The sequence below is a fragment of the Microbacterium sp. 4NA327F11 genome (genome assembly GCF_005503465.1).
Lineage (GTDB): Bacteria > Actinomycetota > Actinomycetes > Actinomycetales > Microbacteriaceae > Microbacterium > Microbacterium ginsengisoli.
Map to the genome: position 1 here is coordinate 280,809 of NZ_SCOB01000001.1, position 22,858 is coordinate 303,666.

Sequence of the window (22,858 nt, forward strand, 5' to 3'; positions counted from 1 at the left end):
CGGGCACGTAGGCTGGATGGGTGACCGACGCCCGAGCCACCGACGGAGCCCGTCGCGCCAGCCTCGAGCTGTTGCGCGCCGAGGCCGCGGATGAGCTGTCGGTGCTCGTGGAGGAACGGCTTCGCGACGGCGAGGACCCCTGGGACTTCATGGAGGACCTGCCCACGGTCGACGAGCTGGTCGTGTTCATGCTGCGGGCGGAGAACATCGCCGAGGCCGGCGGGGGCAAGCCCACCGCCGCCCGCCACTACCGCGTGCTGCGTCAGATCGCGCTCGACTACCCACCGCTCACCCGTGCGGTCTGGCGGCTTCTCGGAGAGGCGAACACCCACCGCCGCTGGGATGCGGTCGTGCGCGACGCGTCCTGACGGTTCCTCGGCTCGCGCATCGACCCCGCGAGACGGCTGACGTACGCGACCTTCACTGCGCCGTCCCTACCGCCGCTGCCACGGGCTCCGCCCACGCCGTTCGAGGACGAAGACGACGAGAGGCCCGGATGCCGCGGCATCCGGGCCTCTCGTGAGGCGTCTCGCTCAGGCGAGGAAGGTGGCGAGATCCTGCTCGAGCGCGACCTTCGGCTTGGCGCCGATGATCGTCTTCTTGACCTCGCCGGCCTCGAAGACCTTGAGGGCGGGGATCGAGGTGATCTGGTACTTCATCGCGAGGTCGGGGTTCTCGTCGACGTTGAGCTTCAGGATCGTGATCTTGCCCTGGTGCTCGCTCGCGATCTCGTCGAGGATCGGGGCGACCATGCGACACGGACCGCACCAGGCGGCCCAGAAGTCGACGAGCACAGGGCCGTCGGCCTGCAGGACGTCTTCGGTCCACGTCTTGGAGCTGGTGGCGGTGGCAGTCATGGGGTTTCTCCTTAGGAAGTCTGCTGAGTGTTCGAACGCCGTGCGCGAACGGATTGTTCCCGTCGCTCAGGCGACCGGGAGCTCTTCGATCTGGTCGGCGTCGGCGGCCGGCGCACCGGCGTCGTCGAGGGAGGCGAGGAAGTGCTCCGCGTCGAGGGCGGCGACTGTGCCGCTTCCCGCCGCGGTCACAGCCTGGCGGTAGGTCGGGTCGATCACGTCACCGGCGGCGAACACGCCCGTGAGGGACGTGCGCGACGACCGGCCATCCACCCACACCGTGCCGGCGTCGGTCAGTCGCAGCTGGTCGTGCACGAGGTGGGTGCGCGGGTCGTTTCCGATCGCGACGAACACGCCCTCGAGCGGGAGCTCGCGAGTCGACCCGTCGACGGTGGAGCGGAGTACCACGCCCGACACCGAGTCCTCACCCAGGATGTCGACGACCTCGCTGTTCCAGACGAACTCGATCTTCGGGTCGGCGAAGGCGCGCTGCTGCATGATCTTCGATGCACGCAGCTCCTCGCGACGGTGGATCACGTAGACCTTCGACGCGAAGCGGGTGAGGAAGGTGGCCTCCTCCATCGCCGAGTCGCCGCCGCCGACGACGGCGATGGTGCGCTCGCGGAAGAAGAACCCGTCGCAGGTCGCGCAGTACGAGACCCCGTGGCCCGAGAGGCGCTGCTCACCCTCGATGCCGATCTTGCGGTAGGCGGAGCCGGTCGCGAAGATCACCGCGTCGGCCTCTTCCACGGCGCCGTTGCCGAGGGTGACGCGCTTGACGTCACCGGAGAGGTCGAGCGCGGTGACGTCGTCATAGCGCACGGTGGTGCCGAACTTCTCGGCCTGCTCCTGCAGCTTGGCCATGAGCTCGGGGCCCTGGATGCCCTCCGGGAACCCGGGGAAGTTCTCGACCTCGGTGGTGTTCATCAGCTCGCCGCCGACCTCGACGGAGGAGGCGAACAGCACGGGCGACAGCTCGGCGCGCGCCGCGTAGATGGCGGCGGTGAATCCGGCGGGGCCCGATCCGATGATGATGAGCTTGCTCACGTGGGGACTCTCCTTGTCGATCGGCCGCGGGGATGTCTCTCGCAGCCACTACCGGTCAACACATGGTAGCCGTGGGACATTCCGCGAGGGGCCGTCAGCGACGCACGATCCGCCGTACGAGGGCGATGCCCGGGCCGAGCTCGGGCGCGCGCAGCACCGCCAGGGCGAGCACGTACACGACGGTGGCCGAGAGCCCCACCACGGCTGTTCCGACAGCCCCCAGGATCTGGCCCGAGACCATCCAGCCGTGCACACCGCCGGCGAGCAGGAACACCCCGTAGCCGGCGAGGCCCGCGGGGATGGCCGCGATGCCGAAGCGGGCGAGCGATCCGAGCCAGACCCGTGCCCGCAGGTCGCCGATCTTGCGCCGCAGCAGGATGCCCCCGGCGATGACCTGCACGAGCATGGCGAACGACTGGCCCAGTGCGATGCCGGCGCCCAGATACTCCCGGGGGAGCGTCCACGAGGCGATGAACGCCGTGAGCACCACCAGCACCGCCTGCAGCAGTGTGAACAGGAAGGGTGTGCGGGTGTCGTCGAACGCGTAGAACGACCGCTGCACGATGTAGAGCACCGACATCGGGATGAGACCGGCGAGATAGCACAGCAGCATCAGCGCGGCCGCCGGGGCATCGGCATCCGAATCGGTGAAGATGCGGGCCGCGGGGATGGCCGCCGCCGCGAGCGCCGCGGTGGCGAGCACGATGAACAGGCCGAGCATCGTGATGCTGCGGCCCACATCGACGCGCACCGCGTCGATGTTTCCGGCGTGCGCCTGCTCGCTCAACCGCGTGAAGTAGGGGGTTCCGATCGAGACCACGATCACCGAGTACGGCAGCATGAACAGCAGCCACATGTTCTGCGACGTCGTGGCGGCGGGGCCGTAGCCGGATGCCGCGGACAGCAGCTGCGACTGGATGAGCCCGGCCGCCTGCCCCACGAGCACCATGAGGAACGTCCAGCCCGCGAGGCGTCCGATGTGGCGAAGACCGACCCCGCGCCAGCGGAAGTCGGGGCGCAGGCTCAGTCCCGCCCCCCGCCAGAACAGCAGCAGCACGATCGCCTGGGCGACGACACCGCCGGTGGCGGTCGCGCCGATCACCGTCACCATGCCGGGCGTCCAGCCGGTGACCTCGGTCTGCGGGCCGAACAGCGCGATGAACGCGCCGAAGCCGGCCACCGAGACGACGTTGTTGATGATCGGCGCCCACGTGAACGGACCGTAGGCGTTGCGGGCGTTGAGCGTCTCGCCGAGGAGCGCATAGAGGCCGTAGAAGAGCACCTGCGGCAGGCACCAGTAGGCGAACGCGGTCGCGAGGGCCATCTGATCGGGGGTGTAGTTCGGCGCGTACGCGACGACCAGCAGCGGGGCGAACACCATCGCGAGCGCCGTGGCGCCCAGCAGCACGGTCGTGCCGAGGGTGAACAGCTTGGAGACGAACGCGCGACCGCCGTCGGCGTGGCTCGCCGCCTTCACGATCTGCGGAACGACGACGGCGGTGATGATGCCCGTCGAGATGATCGCGTAAATGTTGTTCGGCAGCTGATTGGCCGTCGAGAACGCGTCGGCGGCGCGGCTTCCGACCGAACCGAGCGCGGCCACGAGCACGATGGAGCGCACGAATCCGGACAGTCGGGAGATCACGGTTCCGGCGCCGATCAGCAGGCTGGCGCGGCCGAACGAGGTCACGGAGCGTCCTTCGGGTCAGCCGGGGCCGCGGCATCCGTCGTCGCCGGATCGCCGGTCGCCGGATCGGCGGTCGCGTCGGTTGCGTCGTCTCCGGCGGTCGTCGCTGTCGGGCGCGAGAGGCGTCGGCGTCGGCGGACCATACGGATGACGCCGAGGCCGATGAACGCGGCCACCAGCACGCTGATCACGACGAGGCCGATGTTCTCCCAGTCCGCGCGCACCGCGACATCCACCGTCTGGGCGGTGCCGACCGCGACCCCGGACGCGCTGCGCAACTGCAGCGCGATACGCACGTCTCCGTTGCCCAGGCGCGCCCGAACAGGTACCTCGACGCGCGTCACACTCGAGGCCTCGGCGTGCACCTCAACGCGTGCGTCGACGTCGAGGCGCACGTCGTTCGGGGTGGCGAAGAGCGTGACGTCGACCGGATAGGGCAGATCGTTGCGCACCGCGAACCACAGGTTCGCGCCGCTCGCGAAGAGGTTCACGTTGCTGGTGGGCGTGATGTCGACCGAGCCGAGCGTCGTCGCCGTGGCCGCGGCATGGTCGGACAGTGCTGCCTTCCAGCCGTCGAGGTCCGACAGCCACGAGCCGCCGAGGAGCTGGAGGGCCGCCGCGTCCTCGGGACCTGTCAGCAGGGCGGGCGAGCTCAACACGGTGGCGAACTGCGCGATCGACGCGGCCTGCGACTGCAGCGAGGTCACTGCGCTCGTCCGGGCCGCGTCGATGGTCGAGGTCGCGAGTGCGCGCGGAGTTCCCGAGGTGCTGATCAGGCCGCTGAGCGAGGTGAGGGAGATCCCGGATCCCCCGGTGACGGCGGCGACCGCAGCGCCGACCCCGGCCGCTGACCGGGTGGCGGTGCGGTCGACGACGACGGCGAGAGGGGAGCCCGACGTGTCGTGCGCGGCGAAGAAGAGGGCGGCGGATGCCGCGGCCAGCGGTGCGCCCCGCAGGTTGGCGTCACCCGTGGCGGCGGCGAGACCGAGGGCGGATGAGATCTCGCCGTCGTAGACCACGACGGGCGCCGCGTCGACGGTGCCGGACGCGGAGACGGTGGCGTTGTTCGCCCCCGTGGTCGTACTCACGGAGGACACGAGGGACACCGCCGCAGCGTCGCTCGATCTCAGCTCGGAGACGGTCTGTGCGTCGCTGAGGCCCGAGGGTGCCCAGTAGATCGAGGGGTCGGACGGCCCGATCGCCAGCAGTTCGGAGAGCGTCGGCAGCGTCGACGTCGTCGAGCCGCTCGCGCTCGGCGTCGGCGTCGGGCCGCCTGTCGTCGTCGGGGAGGGGGAGGTGCTGCCGAAGTTCTTCGGGTCGAGGTAGGCGGCCAGCGAGGTCGGCGCGAGCGGGCGGGACAGTCCCGCCTCGAGCTGGGTGGCGACATCCGCATCGCCGTACTGCAGGGCGAAGCGCTCGTTCGGCAGGGTCATCAGCCGCTGCAGCCATGCGCGCGCACTCGCCGGCGCCGACGAGCCGAGCACGCGGATCGAGGCGACGACGGCGGGGTCGACGGCCAGGACCGCCGCGGTTCCGGCGACCGCGGTGAGCTCCGCGTCGAGCAGCCCGCCGGTGGCGGTCAGCGTGGCGAGCCGGTCGGCGGGGATCACGGCGGTGGATTGCGGGCCCGCGCTGATGGGCACGACGAGCGCGACCGAGGCCGTCGTCGCGTCCGGCACGGTGATGACCGATCGGGCGTCGTACGAGCCGAGGGTCACGCGCACCGGGTACACGCCCGCGGCGAGAGTCGCGATCGCGCTGGTGGTCGGATCGATGACGAGTGAAGCCGATTCGGTCTGACCGCCCGCGGTGGTGCCGAGGTCGGTGGCTCCGAGCACGGCCGGTGTCGTGGCATCCGCGGTTCCCGACAGCCACCGCGACAGCTCGGTGCGGCTCGTGAACGGCGCGCTCCCGATGCTGAGGGTTGCGACTCCGCCGTCGACGGCGGCACCGGTCGTGTTCGAGAGGACGATGGACGCCGCCAGCGACTCACCCGGGCGGAAGAGTCCGTCCTGTGCGGGGGAGAGCGTGAGTGCGACGGTGCCGGTCGGCGACGCGGACGGTGACGGCGACGGTGTGTCGGCGGCGGCCGGCGCCGCAGGGGCGAGCAGCACGGCGGCGGCCAGCACCGCAGCGCCCGCGCGCAGCGCCCGACGCAGGAGCGCGCGTGCGCGGGGGGCGTCCCCCGCCGAGGTGTGCTTCGCAGTCATAAGAGAGGTCGGTGCGGTCCACGCGCACGTCGGCTGCGATTCTACGGGCGGGTGCTGTGGCATCCCCGAGCCTCGCGGGGAAGGCGGCGAGCGGACGCCCGCGCGCGGTTGAATGGACGGGTGACCGTCTCCATCGACACCGCCGCGGCGGCGGCCCTCGCCCGGGATCTGGATGCCGCGGACTACCGCACCGACGCCGTGCGCGCCGCGTGGGGCGACCTGCCCGATCGGGCCATCGGGCAGGGGCTGCGCGGCCCCGCCCTCGCGGCGCTCGAGGGACGCACCGACCCGCTCGCGGTCGTGTGCCGCCTGCTCGGCGTGGGGGCTGCGGCATCCGTCGCCGAGGTGGAGGCCGCGTTCCCCGCGTGCGGCGTGGCCGGGCTCATCGCGCTCGACCTCGTGCAGGTCGCCGGAGAGGTCGTCGTCGCGACCGCCCTCGTACGCCCGCAGGCCTTCGCCGACGGTCGCGGCGAGGTCGAATGGTGGATCGCGAGCGATCTCGACGAGGCGGCCCTCGGCGGAGAGCTCGCCCCCGACCACGTGCTGGGCGTCGGGGGTGCCTCGCTCACGCTCGCGTCGCTGCAGCTGCCGGCGGCCGCGGCATCCGTGCTCGACATCGGCACGGGGTGCGGCATCCAGGCGCTGCGGGCGCGGCGGTATGCGGACCGCGTGGTGGCGACGGATGTCTCGACCCGCGCCCTGCGGTTCGCCGCCCTGAACGCGGCGCTCGCGGGGGACACCGCGGTCGAGCTGCGGGAGGGGAGTCTGTTCGAGCCCGTCGCGGGCGAGCAGTTCGACCGGGTCGTCTCCAACCCGCCGTTCGTGATCACGCCCCGTGTCGCGGGCGTTCCGGCCTACGAGTACCGCGACGCCGGATTCGCGGGCGATGATCTCGTGGCCGCCGTCGTGCGGGGGGTCGGGGAGGTGCTCACGCCCGGCGGAGTGGCCCAGCTGCTCGGCAACTGGGAGTACCGCGACGGCGAGGACGGCCTCGAGCGAGTGCGGGCCTGGGTGGCGGCGAGTCCGGTTCCGCTCGACGCCTGGATCGTCGAGCGCGAGCAGCTGGACCCGCTCGCGTATGCGCAGCTGTGGGTGCGTGACGGCGGGTCGGCTCCGGGCGGCGACGACTACGCCCGCCTCGTGGGCGCCTGGCTCGAAGACTTCGCCGACCGCGGCGTGACCGCCGTGGGGTTCGGCTATCTGCTGCTGCGCCGGGCCACGGGCGTGCCCACACTCGCCCGGTTCGAGCGGATGCCGCAGCCCATCGACCACGCGCTCGGACCGCACCTGGCGGCCTCCCTCGCCGCCCACGACAGGCTCGCCGCGCTCACCGATGCGCAGCTCGCCGCGAGCGTGCTGCACGTCGCCCCGGATGTCACCGAGGCGCGGCATCACCGCCCCGGCGAGGAGGCGCCGACGGTCATCGAGCTGCGCCAGGGCGCCGGCTTCCAGCGGGCGCTCGTGGTCGATCCGGGGCTCGCCGCCCTCGTCGGCGTGTGCGACGGCGACCTCGCGGTGGGTGTGCTCGTCGCGGCGATCGCCGACCTCCTCGAGGTCGACCCCGACGCGCTCGCCGCGGAACTGCTGCCGCGCGTGCGGGAGCTCGTCGTGACGGGCTTCCTCGGGTTCGACGGCCCCGAGCCGGCCGATCCCGCCGGATAGGCTCGTCGGCATGCTCAACATGGTCGACGGTGTCGCGCGCCTGGCCGCACTCGCCGCGTCACCGGTCGTGGTCCGCGTCGCCGACGCGTTCGCCGCCGCAGGGTTCGAGCTGGCGATCGTGGGCGGCCCGGTGCGCGATGCGCTGATCGGCCGCCCGACGCACGACCTCGACTTCGCCACGAACGCGCGGCCCGATGACATCCTGCGGATCGTCACGCCGATCTCCACCGCCCAGTGGGACATCGGGCGGGCGTTCGGCACGATCGGCGCGCGCGTACAGGGCGAGCAGGTCGAGATCACGACGTACCGCGCCGACAACTACGACGGGGCGACCCGCAAGCCCGTGGTCGCCTTCGGCGACGTGCTCGACGACGACCTCGTGCGCCGCGACTTCACGGTCAACGCGATGGCGCTGCGCGTGCCCGAGCGGGCGCTCGTCGACCCCTCGGGGGGTGTGGAGGACCTGGTCGCGGGCGTGCTGCGCACCCCGATCGACCCGCGGGTGAGCTTCGGCGACGATCCGCTGCGGATGCTGCGCGCCGCCCGGTTCTCCTCGCAGCTGGGCTTCGCCGTCGCCCCCGAGACGAGCGAGGCGATCGCCGGGCTCACGGCGACGTTGGCGATCGTGAGCCCCGAGCGCGTGCAGGGCGAGCTCGTTCGGCTGCTGGCGTCGGACGATCCCGTGCGGGGCATCCGTCTGCTGGTCGAGACCGGTCTGCTCGCGGAGTTCCTGCCGGAGGTGCCGGCGTTGCGCCTCGAGGTCGACGAGCACCACCACCACAAGGATGTCTACGAGCACTCGCTGACGGTGCTGCGGCAGGCGATCGCACTCGAACGGTCGCGGCATCCCGATGCCGAGCCCGATGTGCCGCTGCGGCTCGCCGCCCTGCTGCACGACATCGGCAAGCCCGCCACGCGCCGGCTCGAGCCGGGCGGCGGGGTCACCTTCCACCACCACGACGTGAAGGGCGCCCGCCTTGCGCGCGCCCGCCTTCGCGACCTGCGCTTCGACAGCGACACGATGACGGTGGTGGCCCGGCTCATCGAGCTGCACCTGCGCTTCTTCGGCTACGCCGAGGGGGCATGGACGGACTCGGCCGTGCGCCGGTACGTGCGCGATGCGGGCGAAGAGCTCGAGCGTCTGCATATCCTCACCCGCGCCGACGTGACGACCCGCAACAAGCGCAAGGCGGCGCGGCTGGCGGCGGCGTACGACGACATCGAGGCGCGCATCTCCCAGCTCGCGGCGCAGGAGGAGCTCGACGCGATCCGGCCCGAGCTCGACGGCAACCGCATCCAGGAGGTGCTGGGCATCGGCCCCGGCCGTGAGGTCGGCGAGGCCTACCGCTACCTGCTGGAGGTGCGTCTCGACGAGGGCGTCATCGGTGCGGATGCCGCGGAGCAGCGCCTTCTCGAGTGGTGGGCCGCCCGGTCGTAGGGCGACCCACCACGGCGGTCACGCGGCGCTGGCGATGTCGCGGCCGTGGGCGCGCGCGGACTCCTCGGCCTGCTGTTTGAGGTCGGCGGCGAGGTCGCTGAAGGCGTCGAGCGCCGGGTTCACGCCGACGAGGGTGAACGGACGCATCACGACGCGCAGGTCGAGCCCCCAGACATCCGCGAAGACGCGCTCGAGCCACCCGGTGGAGTGGTCCCAGCCCTCCTTCGGGGTGCCTTCGCCGTAGTTGCCGCCGAGCACGGTCGCGAGTACGGCGGGCTTGCCCTGCAGAGCGGTGCCCTGCGGGTCGATGCGGGGATCGGTGTAGGCCAGGTCGAACCAGGTCTTCACGTGCTGCGAGACGCCGAAGTTGTACAGCGGCACGGTGAACAGCAGAGCGTCGGCCGAGATGAGCTCGTCGGCGAGACGGGTGGCGAGGGCGACGGCCTCGACCTGCTCGGGGCTGCGGTCGGCCTCGGGGGTGAACTTCGCGGTGACCGCGGCGGGCCAGGCGGTCGCGGGAATGGGCGCCGTGGCGAGATCCCGGCGTACGACGCCGCGATCGGGGTGCGCGGCGGTCCACTCCGCCTCGACGATGTCTCCGAGCGCACGGCTCGCAGAGGTGGCGGGGAGGATGCTGGCATCCAGACGGAACAGCGACATGACACTCCATTCATTCTCGTAGTCGCTATGGAAATTAGAGCGACTTTCCGGAGTGTAGCACCGCTACCATGGGGGCATGGCCGAGGACCACGACACCCACGCGTGCGACGCGGCGGTGTCGCTCGCGTTCTCGATCCTCGGCAAGCGCTGGAACGGCATGATCCTGAGCGTGCTCGGGGCGGGACCGACGTCGTTCGTCGCGATCCGCCGGGCCATCGGCGTCAGCGACGCCATGCTCTCCGACCGGTTGGGCGAGCTCGCCGAGGCGGGACTCGTGAGCCGCTCCGTCGAACCCGGCCCGCCCGTCACCGTCAGCTACGCGCTCACCGAGGCGGGCACCCGCATCAGCCCGATCCTCGACGACCTCGGACGCTGGGCGAGCTCCTACCTCGTCGCCCCCGCGCGGCCATGAGCGTCGCGGGCGCCGCGAACCTGCGGGATTCCCACGAACCCTGCCGCGCGTCGCGCCCGATGTCTACACTGAGGGCGACCCCCGTTTCATCGTCGATCGGAGGGCGCGAATGACGTCCCCTTGGACCGAGGACCTGCCGGTCGTACCCGCGGCATCCCGTCTGATCATCGAGCGCGCGCACGAGGAGTTCGTGCGCGGCAACTCGGACGACGACCGCGTGCGGAACGTGCGCGGCATGGTGCGCGAGAGTTGGCGCCGCTCGCTCGACCGTCTCGTCGGCGTCGAAGACCTGCCGCCCATCGGCATCCCCGCCGACGAACTCGACCGGCTGCGGCACGAGCATCCCCTTGCGGGTGCGATCGACATGATCCGCACGCTCCTCATCCCCGGCGTCTCCGAGGATTCCGGCGTGGTCGTCGCCGTCGGCGATGCCGCCGGGAGACTGCTGTGGGTCGAGGGCGATCGACGTCTGCGACTGCGTGCGGGCGAGATGGGCTTCGTCGCCGGCGCCACGTGGTCGGAGGAGGCCATGGGCACCGCCGCCCCCGGCACCGCCCTCATGCTCGACCAGTCGGTGCAGATCCGCGGCGCCGAGCACTTCAACCGTCTCGTGCAGGGCTGGTCGTGCACGGCCGCGCCCGTGCACGACCCCGAGACGAGACGTCTACTCGGCGTCATCGACGTCACCGGCACCGACGTCGTCGTCACTCCTCAAGCCAAGCTCCTGGTCGACGCGACCGCGCGGGCCGTCGAGGGCGAACTGCTGCTCTCGCGCCTGCGAGCCCGCGCCGAGCAGCCCACCCGCACCCGCCGCTCTCGCACCCAGCCTGCGGTCACCGGCCGCACCACACTGCGGGTGCTCGGCCGCGACCGCGCGCTGCTCGAGACCGCCGCCGACCAGTCGGTCACGGTGTTCGAGCTCTCGGTGCGCCACGCCGAGATCATGCTCATGCTCGCCACCCACCGGCAGGGTCTGTCGGCCGAGCGGCTGAGCGAGCTCGTCTACGGCGACCCCGAGGCATCCGTGACGCTTCGGGCCGAGATCGTGCGCTTGCGCAAGATGCTCGAGAAGTCTGCGCCGCATCTCGTGCCCGAGTCCCGTCCCTACCGGCTCGGCGGAGGGCTCGAGACCGACGCGCAGCAGCTGCTGTCGCTGCTCGACCGCGGCGCGCACCGTGTCGCGCTCTCGGCGTACCGCGGCGACGTGCTGCCCGAATCGACCGCACCCGGGGTCGAGGAGTTCCGCGACTCGGTGCGCACGGCGCTGCGCGAAGCGCTCATGAGCGAGGCGAGCGTCGACGTGCTGCTGGCCTTCGCCGACACCGAGATGGGGTCCGCCGACGGCGAGCTGCTGCGGCTGTGCCTCGAGATGCTGCCCGCCCGCTCGCCCAAGCGCGCGGGGCTCGTGGCGCGCATCGAGAAGCTCGAACAGGGCTGACCCGCGCCGCGCAACGTGATGCAACGTGGCGCGACCTAGCTTCGACGGCAACGAGGCGGCACCGACGCCGACCTCGGTTCATGACCCGTCGAAGGAGACACCATGACCATCGTCGAAGATGGCGTCTCGAGCGTCTACGCAGCCCCCGGACAGCGTGGCTCGATCGCCGACTACCGCCCCCGCTACGGCCACTACATCGGCGGCGAGTGGGTAGAGCCCGTCAAGGGCCAGTACTTCGAGAACATCTCGCCGGTCAACGGCAAGCCGTTCACCGAGGTCGCGCGCGGCACCAGCGAGGACATCGATCGCGCGGTGGATGCCGCGTGGAAGGCGTTCGAGAGCTGGAAGAAGACCAGCACCACCGAGCGCGCCAACCTGCTCAACAAGATCGCCGACCGCATCGAGCAGAACCTCGAGAAGATCGCCGTCGCCGAGACCTGGGACAACGGCAAGCCGGTGCGCGAGACGCTCGCCGCCGACATCCCGCTGACCGTCGACCACTTCCGCTACTTCGCCGGCGTGCTGCGGGCCCAGGAGGGCGGCATCAGCCAGATCGACGAGAACACGGTCGCGTACCACTTCCACGAGCCGCTGGGCGTGGTCGCGCAGATCATCCCGTGGAACTTCCCGATCCTCATGGCCGCGTGGAAGCTCGCCCCCGCGCTCGCCGCCGGCAACTGCGTGGTCATCAAGCCCGCCGAGCAGACCCCGGCGTCGCTGCTGTTCCTGTTCGAGATCATCGGCGACCTCATCCCCGCCGGTGTCGTCAACATCGTCAACGGCTTCGGCATCGAGGCGGGCGCGCCGCTCGCGCAGCACAAGCGCATCCGCAAGGTCGCCTTCACCGGTGAGACCACCACCGGCCGCCTGATCATGCAGTACGCGTCGCAGAACCTCATCCCGGTCACGCTCGAGCTCGGAGGCAAGAGCCCGAACCTGTTCTTCGAGGACGTCGCCACCCGTGACGACGGCTTCTACGACAAGGCGCTCGAGGGCTTCACGCTGTTCGCCCTGAACCAGGGCGAGGTCTGCACCTGCCCGTCGCGCGCGCTCATCCAGCGCTCGATCTACGACCAGTTCCTCGGTGACGGCCTGCAGCGCGTCAGCAAGATCATCCAGGGCAACCCGCTCGACCCGAACACCATGATCGGTGCGCAGGCGTCGAACGACCAGCTCGAGAAGATCCTGTCCTACATCCAGATCGGCCAGGAGGGCGGCGCGAAGCTGCTCACCGGTGGTGAGCGCGTCGACCTCGGCGGCGACCTGTCGGGCGGCTTCTACGTGGCGCCGACCGTGTTCGAGGGCACCAACGACATGCGGATCTTCCAGGAGGAGATCTTCGGTCCGGTCGTCTCGGTCACCTCGTTCGACGACTTCGACGACGCGATCTCGATCGCCAACGACACGCTGTACGGCCTGGGCGCCGGTGTCTGGAGCCGCAACATCGACACCGCCTACCGCGCCGGTCGCGCCATCGAGGCCGGTCGCGTCTGGACGAACACCTACCACCAGTACCCGGCTCACGCCGCCTTCGGTGGCTACAAGCAGTCGGGCATCGGACGCGAGAACCACGCTCAGATGCTCGACCACTACCAGCAGACCAAGAACCTCCTGGTCAGCTACGCGGAAGGGGCCATGGGCTTCTTCTAAGCCGATGGATGCGGGGCTCCCCACTCCTCCGGGAGCCCCGCGGTTCCGTCGCCCGCCGTCGTCCCGGTCTTCCCTCCGGGCGGCGGCGGGCGCACACTCGGAGGACACGATCTCGGAGAGGAGATCACGATGGTCCGTATCGGCACCTATCACCGCGTCGATGTGACGGATGCCGCGGCATCCCTGCTGCGGCAGCTGACCGAGCAGCACGGCCCGCTGATGTTCCACCAGTCCGGCGGCTGCTGCGACGGCAGCGCACCCATGTGCTACCCGATCGGGATGTTCATGACCGGTCCGAGCGACGTGAAGCTCGGCGACCTTGATGTCCCGGGCCTCGAGCCGATCGAGGTCTTCATGTCGGAGAGCCAGTTCGAGTACTGGAAGTACACCCATCTGACGATCGACGTCGTGCCCGGCCGTGGCGCCGGCTTCAGCGTGGAGGGCCCGACGGGGATGCGCTTCCTCATCCGGTCGCGCATGCTCAACGACGCCGAGCTCGAGTACTTCGGGTTGACGACGGCGTCGTGACGCCCGGCTCCCGGCGCCGCTCGCGCGGAGCCTGACCCGGCTACAGCCAGCCGTTCTGCTCGGCGATGCGCGCCGCGTCGCCTCGGTTGCGGGCGCCGGTCTTGCCGATGGCCGACGACAGATGGTTGCGCACGGTGCCTTCGGACAGGTGCAGCATGCGCGCGATGTCCGCGACGCTGCCGCCGGTGCGCGCCCCCTCGAGAACGTCGCGTTCGCGCTCGGTGAGCGGCGAGTCGCCCTGCGCGAGCGAGTCGATCGCGAGCTGCGGGTCAACGACCCGCTCCCCTCGGGCGACCCGGCGCACCGCGTCGGCGAGCTGCGCGGCGGGGGTGTCCTTCACGACGAACCCGGATGCCCCCGCCTGCAGCGCGCGCGACAGGTAGCCGGGGCGACCGAAGGTCGTGACGATGAGCACGCGGCATCCGGGCGCTGTCTCGCGCAGCCGCGCGCACGCGGCGATGCCGTCGAGACCGGGCATCTCGATGTCGAGGAGGGCCACGGTCGCCGCCGCCGCGCGGGCGGCGGCCTCGACCTCGTCGCCGCGGCCGACCTCGGCGACGACCTCGATGTCGCGCTCCAGCGAGAGCAGCGCCGAGAGCGCCCCGCGCACGAGGGCCTGGTCGTCGGCAATCAGCAGCCGGATGCCGTCGCTCACAGCTCGACCCGCACCGAGAACCCGCCGAGGTCGCTGCGACCGATGCGCAGGCGGGCGCCGGCGGCATCCGCTCTCTCCCGCAGCCCCGTGAGACCGGTGGACGCGGTGCCGGCCCCGGGCCCGACACCGTCGTCGGCGACCTCGACCACATCGTGCTCGAGCCGGATGCGGCAGCGCGACGCACCCGCGTGACGGATGACGTTCGTGACGCCTTCGCGCACGACCCACCCCGCGAGCTCACGATGTGCCGGGTCGATCGCATCGGTGGATGCGGGCGCGTCGAGCTCGATCCCGGCCGCCCGCAGCGCCGCCCGGGCGGCGGCGAGCTCCGCGCTCACGTTCACCTCGCGGAAGCCGCTCACCGCGGCGCGCACGTCGGCCAGGGCGCCGCGGGCAAGCGCCTCGACCTCGCCGATCTCGACGCCCGCCCGCTGCGGGTCGGCGTCGATGAGGCGTCCGGCGAGCTCGGCCTTCACGGTGATGACCGTGAGCGAGTGCCCGAGGATGTCGTGGATGTCGCGCGCCACCCGGCTGCGCTCCCGGTCGGCGGCGAGCACCTCGACCTGGGCCTGCGTCTTGCGCAGCTGGCCGAGCGCGGCGAGGGTGCGTGCGAAGGCGGCCATCATGAGCGAGATCGACACGATGATCGCGGAGTTCAGCACGGCGTCCGCCGGGTCGACGCCGGTCGCGACTGCGATGCCGAAGGCGAGCAGGCCGAGCGCGACGATGGCGATCCAGGTGAACCGCCAGCCGATGACGCTCACGCCCAGCACCACGCCCACGAACGTCCAGGTGGCGCGCACGTCCCACCCGAGCCAGGGCATCAGTGCGAAAGACAGCGCGAACAGGCCCAGCACGATCCAGATGCGCCCGCGGCGCGGAGTGGCCCACGCGGTCGGGGCGGCGATCAGGAACGCGGCGGCGAAGAGCAGCACCAGAGTGCTGCCGAGCACCTGCTGCCACAGCTGCGGGGCGCTGAGCACCCCCGGCAGCACGACGAACAGCCACGGCAACGCGATCGCGCCGCCCACGTACCACCCCCGTACGGAGGGAGTCGCCAGCGTCGCACGCCATCCGGCGAGCGAGGCGCGCTCGCCGTCGGCGAGCACCGGCCAGCCCATGCCGCGCACACGATCGGGCGACTCCGTCTGACTCACATCCCACACGATAGGCCGCGGGGCGGCATCCGCACCCGGACGCCGCCCCGCGGACATCGCGCTCACGACCGCTTCGTGTCGCGACGGAAGAACACCACCGTGCCGGCGACGAAGATCGCAAGCCACACGATCGCGTTGACGAGCGCGCCGAGGTCGAAGGCGTCGCCCGTGAGCGGTGCGCGCGCGATCTGGCTGATGCCGTACACGGGGGTGAACTTCGCGATCGTCTGCAGGAAGTCCGGCATGCTCGACAGCGGGTAGAACAGACCTCCGAGGAACGAGAGCAGCACGATCACGAGGCTCGTGATCTGCGCGGCGTTCTCGCCGGGGACCATGTAGCCGACCATCAGTCCGAGGGTCGTGAAGACGGCGCCGGCGAGCAGCCACGCCGCGAGACCCGTGACGATCCACTGCACGGGGCTCAGCTGCACACCCGAGAACCCGGCCACGACATACGTGGCCACGATCGCGATGAACCCGAACAGCATGCCGGCGATGATCTTGATGATGACGTTCACGAGGGGGTTGAGCGGCGTGAGCAGCAGCTGCCGGCTCCATCCCTGTGCGCGCTCGAGGGCGACCGATGCGCCGGTCTGCGTGGCCGACATCATGGCACCGTACATCGCCATCGACACCATGATGTAGGCCGCGACGGAGACACCGCCGGCCGACAGGGGCACATCCGTGAGCGGGGTGTCCTTCAGGCGATAGCCGACGATCATGTACATCAGCACCGGGAAGGCGACGGTGAAGATCAGCGACCGGCGGTTGCGCAGCTTCCGCGTGAGCTCGATGCCGAGATAGGTGAAGGTGAAGCCGCCGAGCGGCGGCACTCGCCGGTCGAGGTTGACGGGGGCGGGGGCGGGCGTGCTGGTCATCGCGTGCTCTTCTCGGTGTCGTCGTTGCCGGTGAGCGCGAGGAAGACGCTCTCGAGGTTCTGCGCCGAGATCTCGAGGTCTCGCGCGGGGGTGGCGGTCAGGAGATGCCGGGCCACCGAGTCGGAGTCGCGGGTGCGGATCGCGATGCGCTCGCCCTGCACCGAGACATCCTCGGCGCCGGCGATCGCCGCGAGCGCGACCGGGTCCGCGCCGGGCAGGGTGGCGTGCACGACGCGGCCGGCGACCAGGTTCTTGATCTCCGCCGTCGTGCCGTCGGCGACGATGCGGCCGTGGCTCATCAGCACGATGCGGTCGGCGTACTCGTCGGCCTCGTCGAGGTAGTGCGTGGCGAACAGCACGGTGCGGCCGCGGGCGGCGTCCGCGCGGATCGCCTGCCAGAACGAGCGGCGACCCTCGACATCCATGCCCGTCGTCGGCTCGTCGAGGATCAGCAGCCCCGGGTCGCTGAGCAGCGCCATCGCGAACCTCAGCCGCTGCTGCTGACCGCCCGAGCACACCCCCACCTTGCGGTCGGCGATCGACGAGATGCCGGCGCGCTGCAGCACCTCGTCGATGGGCCGGGTGTCGCTGAACAGGCTCGCCGTGAGCCGCAGCGTCTCGCGCACGGTGAGGTCCTTGAGCAGGCCGCCGGTCTGCAGCACCGCGGAGATGAGACCGTGGGAGATCGCCGACCGGGGACTGCGCCCGAACACCTCGATCTCACCCGCGTCGGGGTGCGCGAGCCCCAGGATCATGTCGATCGTGGTGGTCTTGCCTGCCCCGTTCGGGCCGAGGAACGCGACGATCTCGCCCTGCGCGACGGTGAGGTCGACGCCGCGCACGGCCTGGACCTTGCCGAACGACTTCACGAGGCTGCGAGCGCGGATCGCCGTGTGACCGGAGCCGCCGGAGCGAGCGGATGCCGCGTCTGCGGCGGGTGCGGATGAGCTCATGCTCAGAGCCTCCCGCAGGGCGATCCGCTGCACCAGAGCCGGTCGTCACGACCCGAATGTGACATTCGTCACGCCCATAGCACGCGTTTCGATCTTGTGAAAAGTCCTTCCACAGGCTTTGTCCCCGCTGAGAACGGGTCCAAGATATCGGGATGCGGTCCGTCGCCAGGCGGCCGTTTCTTTCACAGCTGGAGTCACATCACCATGACACTTTCCCCCCGCACGCGCGGCCGTCTCGGCCTCGTCGTGGCCGCGGTCGGCGCCTCCGCGCTGCTGCTGGCCGGTTGCTCGGGCAGCAGCTCCTCCTCGAGCTCGGGCTCGAGCGAGCCGCTGCTGATCGGCACGACAGACAAGATCACCTCGATCGACCCGGCCGGTTCGTACGACAACGGCTCGTTCGCCGTGATGAACCAGGTCTACCCGTTCCTGCTCAACAGCAAGTACGGCACGTCGGAGGTCACCCCCGACATCGCGACCTCGGCCGAGTACACCTCGCCCACCGAGTACACGGTGAAGCTCAAGCCGGGTCTGAAGTTCGCGAACGGCCACGACCTCACCTCCTCGGACGTGAAGTTCTCCTTCGACCGTCAGGTCGCGATCAACGACCCCAACGGTCCGGCATCGCTGCTCGGCAACCTCGACTCGGTCGCCACCCCAGATGACACGACCGTCGTGTTCACGCTGAAGGCGCCCAACGACCAGACGTGGCCGCAGATCCTCTCGAGCCCGGCGGCGCCGATCGTCGACGAGCAGGTGTTCTCGGCGACCGCCGTCACCCCTGACGACACGATCGTCGCGGGCAACGCGTTCGCGGGCCAGTACACGATCGACTCGTACAAGAAGAATGAGCTGATCGACTACAAGCCCTATGCCGGTTACCAGGGCGAGCTGGGCGCGGCCGCCAACGGCGGCGTGACGGTCAAGTACTACGCCGACTCGTCGAACCTGAAGCTGGATGTCTCCAACAACGCGATCGACGTCGCGTTCCGCAGCCTCACCGCCACCGACATCGCCGACCTGAAGTCGAACAACAAGGTGCAGGTCGTCGACGGCCCCGGCGGCGAGATCCGCTACATCGTCTTCAACTTCAACACCCAGCCCTACGGTGCGACGACCGCGGAGGCCGACCCGGCCAAGGCTCTCGCCGTGCGCCAGGCCGCGGCATCCCTCGTCGACCGCGCCGCCATCTCGCAGAACGTCTACAAGGGCACCTACACCCCCCTGTACTCCTACGTTCCGCAGGGCCTCGCCGGCGCCACCGAGTCGCTGAAGTCGCTGTACGGCGACGGCAACGGCGGCCCGAGCCTCGACAAGGCGAAGCAGATCCTCGAGGCCGCCGGCGTCACCACGCCCGTCACCCTCAACCTGCAGTACAACGGCGACCACTACGGCCCCTCGTCGGGTGACGAGTACGCCGCGGTCAAGAGCCAGCTCGAGAACGGCGGCCTGTTCACCGTCAACCTCGCGCAGACCGAGTGGGTGCAGTACTCCAAGGACCGCGTCGCCGACGTGTACCCGGCGTACCAGCTCGGCTGGTTCCCGGACTACTCCGACGCCGACAACTACCTGACGCCGTTCTTCTCGAAGGACAACTTCCTGAAGAACCACTACGACAACGCCGAGGTGCAGGACCTGATCACGAAGCAGGCCTCCGACACCGACGCCGCGTCGCGCGCGACCGAGCTCGGCAAGATCCAGGACCTCGTGGCCCAGGACCTGTCGACCCTGCCGCTGCTGCAGGGCACGCAGACCGCCGTCGTCGGCTCCGACGTCCAGGGCGCGACGCTCGACGGTTCGTTCAAGTTCCGTTACGCGCCGCTGCACAAGTAAGCGTCGTCCAGCGCCGTGGGCCGGGGGTCTCCCCCCGGCCCACGGCGCGATCCACGTAAGGTCGTTCCCCCATGGTCACTGCCGCCGTCGATCCGGCCGCACTCGCCCCCGCCGTCTCCAAGGGCGGCGGGCTCTGGCGCTACATCCTCGTGCGCCTGCTGCTGGTCATCCCCACCGTCTTCATCCTGGTCACCGTCGTCTTCGTGCTGATGCGTCTGACCGGCGACCCCATCACCGCCGCTCTCGGCGGACGTCTCCCTCCCGATCAGCTGCAGCAGCGCATCCACGAGGCCGGCTACGACCGACCCCTCTGGGCGCAGTACCTCGACTACCTCGGCGGCATCCTGCGCGGTGACTTCGGCACCACGATCACCGACCGCCGACCCGTGCTCGACGTGCTGCTGCAGTACGGCTCGGCCACCCTCGAGCTCGCGTTCTACGCGCTCATCGTCGCGTTCCTCATCGGCATCCCGTTCGGACTGGTCGCCGCCTACAAGCGCGACCGCTGGCCGGACGCCACCCTGCGCGTCGGGGCGATCCTCGGCTACGCGACCCCCATCTTCTTCGTCGGACTGCTGCTCAAGCTCGTCTTCTCGGTGTGGCTCGGGGTGCTCCCCACGAACGGCCGCGCCTCCACCCGCACCGAGCTGCTGCTCGGCAACCTCGACCACCCCAGCGGCATCTACCTGATCGACGCGATCCGACTCGGCAACGGCGCCGCCGTCGGCGACGTGCTGCTGCACGCGATCCTCCCCGGCGTCGCTCTCGGCATCCTGACCGCGGGCGTGTTCCTGAGGCTCGTGCGCACGAACGTGATCGGCACGCTCGGCGCGCAGTATGTGACATCCGCCCGCTCGCGAGGGGTGAGCGAGTTCCGCCTCGTCACCAAGCATGCGTACCGGCCCGCGTTGATCCCGATCATCACTGTCATCGGCCTGCAGATCGCGATGCTGCTGTCGGGGGCGGTGCTGACCGAGACGACGTTCGAGTGGAAGGGCATCGGCTTCATGCTCTCCGAGTATCTGAAGGCGCGTGACTTCGTCGCCGTGCAGGGGATCGTCGTCATGATCGCGGTCGTCGTGGCGCTGACCAACTTCGTGGTCGACGTGATCGCCGCTCTCATCGACCCGCGAGTGAGGTACTGATGTCCACGGATGCCTCCTCCCGCCCCGCGGCGGTCAGTGATCGCACGCGTCCTCTCGCCGACCGCATCCCGGTGCTCTCGCACCTGCGCCGCAGCGTCGGGCTGCAGCGCGCAATGCTCGTCATCGGCGTCGTCATCGTCGCCGTGTTCGTGCTCGTCGCCGCCTTCGCGCCGCTCATCGCGCCGTACTCATGGGCACAGCAGTCGGCGAACGGTGTCGACTTCGCGACCCAGCAGTCACCCAGTGCCGCCCACCTCTGGGGCACGACCGTCAGCGGCTTCGACGTGTTCTCGCGAGTGATCTGGGGCGCGCAGACGGCGCTGTTCGCGATCCTCGCGGCGATCGTGTTCTCGCTGTTCATCGGTGTCGCCCTCGGGCTTCTGTCGGGGTATTTCGGGGGTTGGCTCGACCGGGTGCTCGTCGTGATCTGCGACGCGATCTACGCGTTCCCGTCGCTCCTGCTCGCGATCGTCATGTCGATCGTGATCAGCCGCGGGCAGTCGACGCTGGTCGGCGGCATCCTGGCGGCCGCGATCTCGATCACCGTCGTCTTCGTGCCGCAGTACTTCCGCGTGGTGCGCGCCGAGGTCGTGCGGGTGAAGGCGGAGCCGTTCGTCGAGTCGGCGCGCGTCATCGGCGTGCCGCTCGGGCGCATCCTGGTGCGCCACGTGCTGCGCAACTCGACCCGCACGCTGCCGGTGGTCGTCACCCTCAACGCGTCCGAGGCGCTGCTCACCCTCGCGGGCCTCGGCTTCCTCGGGTTCGGCATCGAGGCGACGAAGGCCGCCGAGTGGGGCTATGACCTGAACCGGTCGGTCGCCGACGTGACGAGCGGGATCTGGTGGACCTCCATCTTCCCGGGCCTGGCGATCGTGCTCGTGGTGCTCGGCATCACGCTCGTCGGCGAGAGCCTCAACGACCTGAGCGATCCGCGACTGCGTACCCGCCGTCGCGCGGGAGGTGCCGCATGAGCGACGTCGCAGACATCCGAGACCTCACGGTCACCTTCGCGACCGACGGCGCGCCCGTCACCGCGGTGTCGGGCATCTCGCTCGCCGCGCACGCCGGCGAGGTGCTGGCGATCGTCGGTGAGTCCGGGTCGGGAAAGACGGTCACGGCGAACACGCTGCTGGGCCTGCTGCCCGAGACGGCGACGCTCTCGGGAGCCGTGATCATCCGTGGCGCCGACGGCGAGACCGATGTCGTGCACGCGACCCACGCGCAGCTGCGCGCGATGCGCGGGCGGGACGCGGCGATGGTGTTCCAGGAGCCCTCGACCGCGCTGAACCCCGTCTACACGGTGGGCTGGCAGATCGCGGAGGGCCTGCGCGCCCACCAGAAGATCAGCCGCGCCCAGGCGAAGGCGCGCGCGATCGAGATCCTGCGCACGGTCGGCATCCCCGACCCCGAGCGCCGCGTCGACGACTTCCCGCACCAGTTCTCGGGCGGTCAGAAGCAGCGCGTCGTGATCGCGATGGCGCTGGTGCTCAACGCGGGGCTGATCATCGCCGACGAGCCGACGACGGCGCTCGATGTCACCGTGCAGGCCGAGATCCTCGAGCTGCTGCGCACCTGCCGCGACGAGTTCGGCGCGACGATCGTGCTCATCACCCACAACATGGGCGTCGTCGCCGACCTCGCCGACCGCGTGATCGTGATGTACCGCGGCGACATCGTCGAGCAGGCGCCCGTGCGCGAGCTGTTCGCGTCGCCGCGCGAGCCGTACACGAAGGAGCTCCTCGCCGCCGTCCCGCGCGTGGGTGCGGGCAAGAGCCGCACGCAGGGGCAGGATGCCGCGGCATCCGCCCCGACCGAGGCGCCCGCCGACGCGGTCGTCGTCGCGCGAGCGGCTGAGATCGGCTACCCGGGACGCTTCGGTCGCGGCGGGGTCGTGGCCGTCAAGGGCGTCGACTTCTGGGTCGCGCCGGGCGAGGTCGTCGGCCTCGTGGGCGAGTCGGGGTCGGGCAAGACCACGATCGGGCGCGCCCTCGTCGGTCTCACGGAGGTCATGGGCGGGTCGCTGACCGTGCTCGGCACCGAGATGCGCGGCGCCACGAACCGGCGGCTCGCGCCGCTGCGACCCGAGATCGGGTTCGTGTTCCAGGACCCGGCGACGAGCTTCAACCCGTTGCTGACCATCGCCGAGTGCATCGCCGAGCCGCTCATCGTGCACGGCCGCGCCCGGTCGCCGCGAGCGGCGCGCGCCCGCGTCGACGAGCTGCTCGACGCGGTGCGCCTGCCGACCGCGTTCGGCGACCGGTTCCCGCATGAGCTCTCCGGCGGTCAGCGCCAGCGCGCGTCGCTCGCGCGGGCGCTGGCTCTGCAGCCGACGCTGCTCATCGCCGACGAACCCACCAGCGCACTCGATGTGTCAGTGCAGGCGACCGTGTTGGAGCTGTTCGCGCAGCTGCAGCGGGAGCTGGGGTTCGCGTCGCTGTTCATCAGCCACGATCTGGCGGTGATCGACGAGGTCGCCGACCGTATTGTGGTGCTCAGGCACGGCGTGATCCGCGAGCAGGGCACGACCGCTCAGGTGCTCGGCGCCCCGCGCGACGACTACACGAAGCGGCTGCTCGCCTCGCTCCCCGTGCCCGATCCGGTGGCGCAGGCCGCGCGCCGGCAGGAGTGGGAGCGCACGCGCGAGGGGTGACCGG

General features: G+C 70.7%; 20 protein-coding genes. 11 read left to right on the top strand and 9 right to left on the bottom strand.

The genetic code is table 11. The annotated features are described in order from the left end of the window. Positions 1 to 20: 20 nt before the first annotated feature. Positions 21 to 368 carry a hypothetical protein gene (locus tag FFS51_RS01385; RefSeq protein WP_045247898.1) on the top strand — a complete coding sequence of 116 codons (348 nt, stop codon included), beginning with the start codon at positions 21 to 23 and terminating at the stop codon, positions 366 to 368. 165 nt (positions 369 to 533) lie between these two features. Here FFS51_RS01385 and trxA read toward each other — a convergent pair whose 3' ends face one another. The 4 genes from trxA to FFS51_RS01405 form a co-directional block, all read right to left on the bottom strand. Continuing rightward, entirely contained in the window at positions 534 to 857 is a 324-nt protein-coding gene (gene trxA, locus FFS51_RS01390) for a thioredoxin (RefSeq protein ID WP_045247897.1), read from the bottom strand. Between the two features lie 66 nt (positions 858 to 923). Further along, complete coding sequence (gene trxB, locus FFS51_RS01395; protein ID WP_045247896.1) at positions 924 to 1,901, bottom strand: thioredoxin-disulfide reductase; 978 nt, start codon at positions 1,899 to 1,901, stop codon at positions 924 to 926. Positions 1,902 to 1,995: 94 nt separating this feature from the next. After that, positions 1,996 to 3,591, bottom strand: a complete 1,596-nt coding sequence (murJ, locus tag FFS51_RS01400) for a murein biosynthesis integral membrane protein MurJ (RefSeq protein ID WP_045247895.1) — start codon at positions 3,589 to 3,591, stop codon at positions 1,996 to 1,998. Further along, positions 3,588 to 5,798 (bottom strand): DUF6049 family protein, encoded by a 2,211-nt coding sequence (locus FFS51_RS01405; protein ID WP_045247894.1) that lies wholly within the window; start codon positions 5,796 to 5,798, stop codon positions 3,588 to 3,590. Before FFS51_RS01405 ends, murJ begins: the two co-directional genes overlap by 4 nt. Positions 5,799 to 5,918: 120 nt before the next feature. On the opposite strand from FFS51_RS01405, the gene FFS51_RS01410 reads away from it, so the two are divergent. Both FFS51_RS01410 and FFS51_RS01415 read left to right on the top strand, forming a co-directional pair. Beyond that, positions 5,919 to 7,460 (top strand): DUF7059 domain-containing protein, encoded by a 1,542-nt coding sequence (locus tag FFS51_RS01410; protein ID WP_137877261.1) that lies wholly within the window; start codon positions 5,919 to 5,921, stop codon positions 7,458 to 7,460. Positions 7,461 to 7,470: 10 nt separating this feature from the next. Beyond that, the gene (locus FFS51_RS01415; protein ID WP_045247893.1) at positions 7,471 to 8,898 is read left to right on the top strand and encodes a CCA tRNA nucleotidyltransferase; all 1,428 of its coding nucleotides are present in this window, start codon (positions 7,471 to 7,473) and stop codon (positions 8,896 to 8,898) included. A gap of 18 nt (positions 8,899 to 8,916) precedes the next feature. On the opposite strand, the gene FFS51_RS01420 is transcribed toward FFS51_RS01415, so the two are convergent. Then, complete coding sequence (locus tag FFS51_RS01420) at positions 8,917 to 9,558, bottom strand: FMN-dependent NADH-azoreductase (protein ID WP_045247892.1); 642 nt, start codon at positions 9,556 to 9,558, stop codon at positions 8,917 to 8,919. Positions 9,559 to 9,634: 76 nt separating this feature from the next. Here FFS51_RS01420 and FFS51_RS01425 point away from each other — a divergent pair, with 76 nt between their 5' ends. From FFS51_RS01425 to FFS51_RS01440, 4 genes are all read left to right on the top strand, one after another. Further along, on the top strand, positions 9,635 to 9,970 hold the full coding sequence (locus FFS51_RS01425) for a winged helix-turn-helix transcriptional regulator (protein ID WP_045247891.1): 336 nt from the start codon (positions 9,635 to 9,637) through the stop codon (positions 9,968 to 9,970). 109 nt (positions 9,971 to 10,079) lie between these two features. Continuing rightward, complete coding sequence (locus FFS51_RS01430; protein ID WP_137877262.1) at positions 10,080 to 11,408, top strand: GAF domain-containing protein; 1,329 nt, start codon at positions 10,080 to 10,082, stop codon at positions 11,406 to 11,408. 102 nt (positions 11,409 to 11,510) lie between these two features. Next, the gene (exaC, locus tag FFS51_RS01435; RefSeq protein ID WP_045247889.1) at positions 11,511 to 13,058 is read left to right on the top strand and encodes an acetaldehyde dehydrogenase ExaC; all 1,548 of its coding nucleotides are present in this window, start codon (positions 11,511 to 11,513) and stop codon (positions 13,056 to 13,058) included. 129 nt (positions 13,059 to 13,187) lie between these two features. Continuing rightward, positions 13,188 to 13,586, top strand: coding sequence for a DUF779 domain-containing protein (locus FFS51_RS01440; RefSeq protein WP_045247888.1), 399 nt, complete (start codon positions 13,188 to 13,190; stop codon positions 13,584 to 13,586). A 40-nt stretch (positions 13,587 to 13,626) separates the two neighbouring features. Here FFS51_RS01440 and FFS51_RS01445 read toward each other — a convergent pair whose 3' ends face one another. Genes FFS51_RS01445 through FFS51_RS01460 form a run of 4 tightly spaced genes read right to left on the bottom strand, consistent with a single transcriptional unit; the run spans position 13,627 to position 17,229 of the window. After that, on the bottom strand, positions 13,627 to 14,241 hold the full coding sequence (locus FFS51_RS01445) for a response regulator transcription factor (RefSeq protein WP_137877263.1): 615 nt from the start codon (positions 14,239 to 14,241) through the stop codon (positions 13,627 to 13,629). Next, entirely contained in the window at positions 14,238 to 15,455 is a 1,218-nt protein-coding gene (locus FFS51_RS01450; RefSeq protein ID WP_048808957.1) for a sensor histidine kinase, read from the bottom strand. Before FFS51_RS01450 ends, FFS51_RS01445 begins: the two co-directional genes overlap by 4 nt. 5 nt (positions 15,456 to 15,460) lie before the next feature. After that, positions 15,461 to 16,276, bottom strand: a complete 816-nt coding sequence (locus FFS51_RS01455) for an ABC transporter permease (protein WP_137877264.1) — start codon at positions 16,274 to 16,276, stop codon at positions 15,461 to 15,463. Next, on the bottom strand, positions 16,273 to 17,229 hold the full coding sequence (locus FFS51_RS01460; protein WP_137877265.1) for an ABC transporter ATP-binding protein: 957 nt from the start codon (positions 17,227 to 17,229) through the stop codon (positions 16,273 to 16,275). The genes FFS51_RS01455 and FFS51_RS01460 overlap by 4 nt, the downstream gene beginning before the upstream one ends. A 204-nt stretch (positions 17,230 to 17,433) precedes the next feature. Here FFS51_RS01460 and FFS51_RS01465 point away from each other — a divergent pair, with 204 nt between their 5' ends. The 4 genes from FFS51_RS01465 (at position 17,434) to FFS51_RS01480 (ending at position 22,854) form a co-directional block, all read left to right on the top strand. Next, on the top strand, positions 17,434 to 19,059 hold the full coding sequence (locus tag FFS51_RS01465) for an ABC transporter substrate-binding protein (protein ID WP_045247884.1): 1,626 nt from the start codon (positions 17,434 to 17,436) through the stop codon (positions 19,057 to 19,059). A gap of 71 nt (positions 19,060 to 19,130) precedes the next feature. Beyond that, positions 19,131 to 20,204, top strand: a complete 1,074-nt coding sequence (locus FFS51_RS01470; RefSeq protein ID WP_137877266.1) for an ABC transporter permease — start codon at positions 19,131 to 19,133, stop codon at positions 20,202 to 20,204. Continuing rightward, positions 20,204 to 21,175 carry an ABC transporter permease gene (locus FFS51_RS01475; RefSeq protein ID WP_137877267.1) on the top strand — a complete coding sequence of 324 codons (972 nt, stop codon included), beginning with the start codon at positions 20,204 to 20,206 and terminating at the stop codon, positions 21,173 to 21,175. The genes FFS51_RS01470 and FFS51_RS01475 overlap by 1 nt, the downstream gene beginning before the upstream one ends. Beyond that, positions 21,172 to 22,854, top strand: coding sequence for a dipeptide ABC transporter ATP-binding protein (locus FFS51_RS01480; protein ID WP_137877268.1), 1,683 nt, complete (start codon positions 21,172 to 21,174; stop codon positions 22,852 to 22,854). Before FFS51_RS01475 ends, FFS51_RS01480 begins: the two co-directional genes overlap by 4 nt. The last annotated feature ends 4 nt before the right edge of the window (positions 22,855 to 22,858 follow it).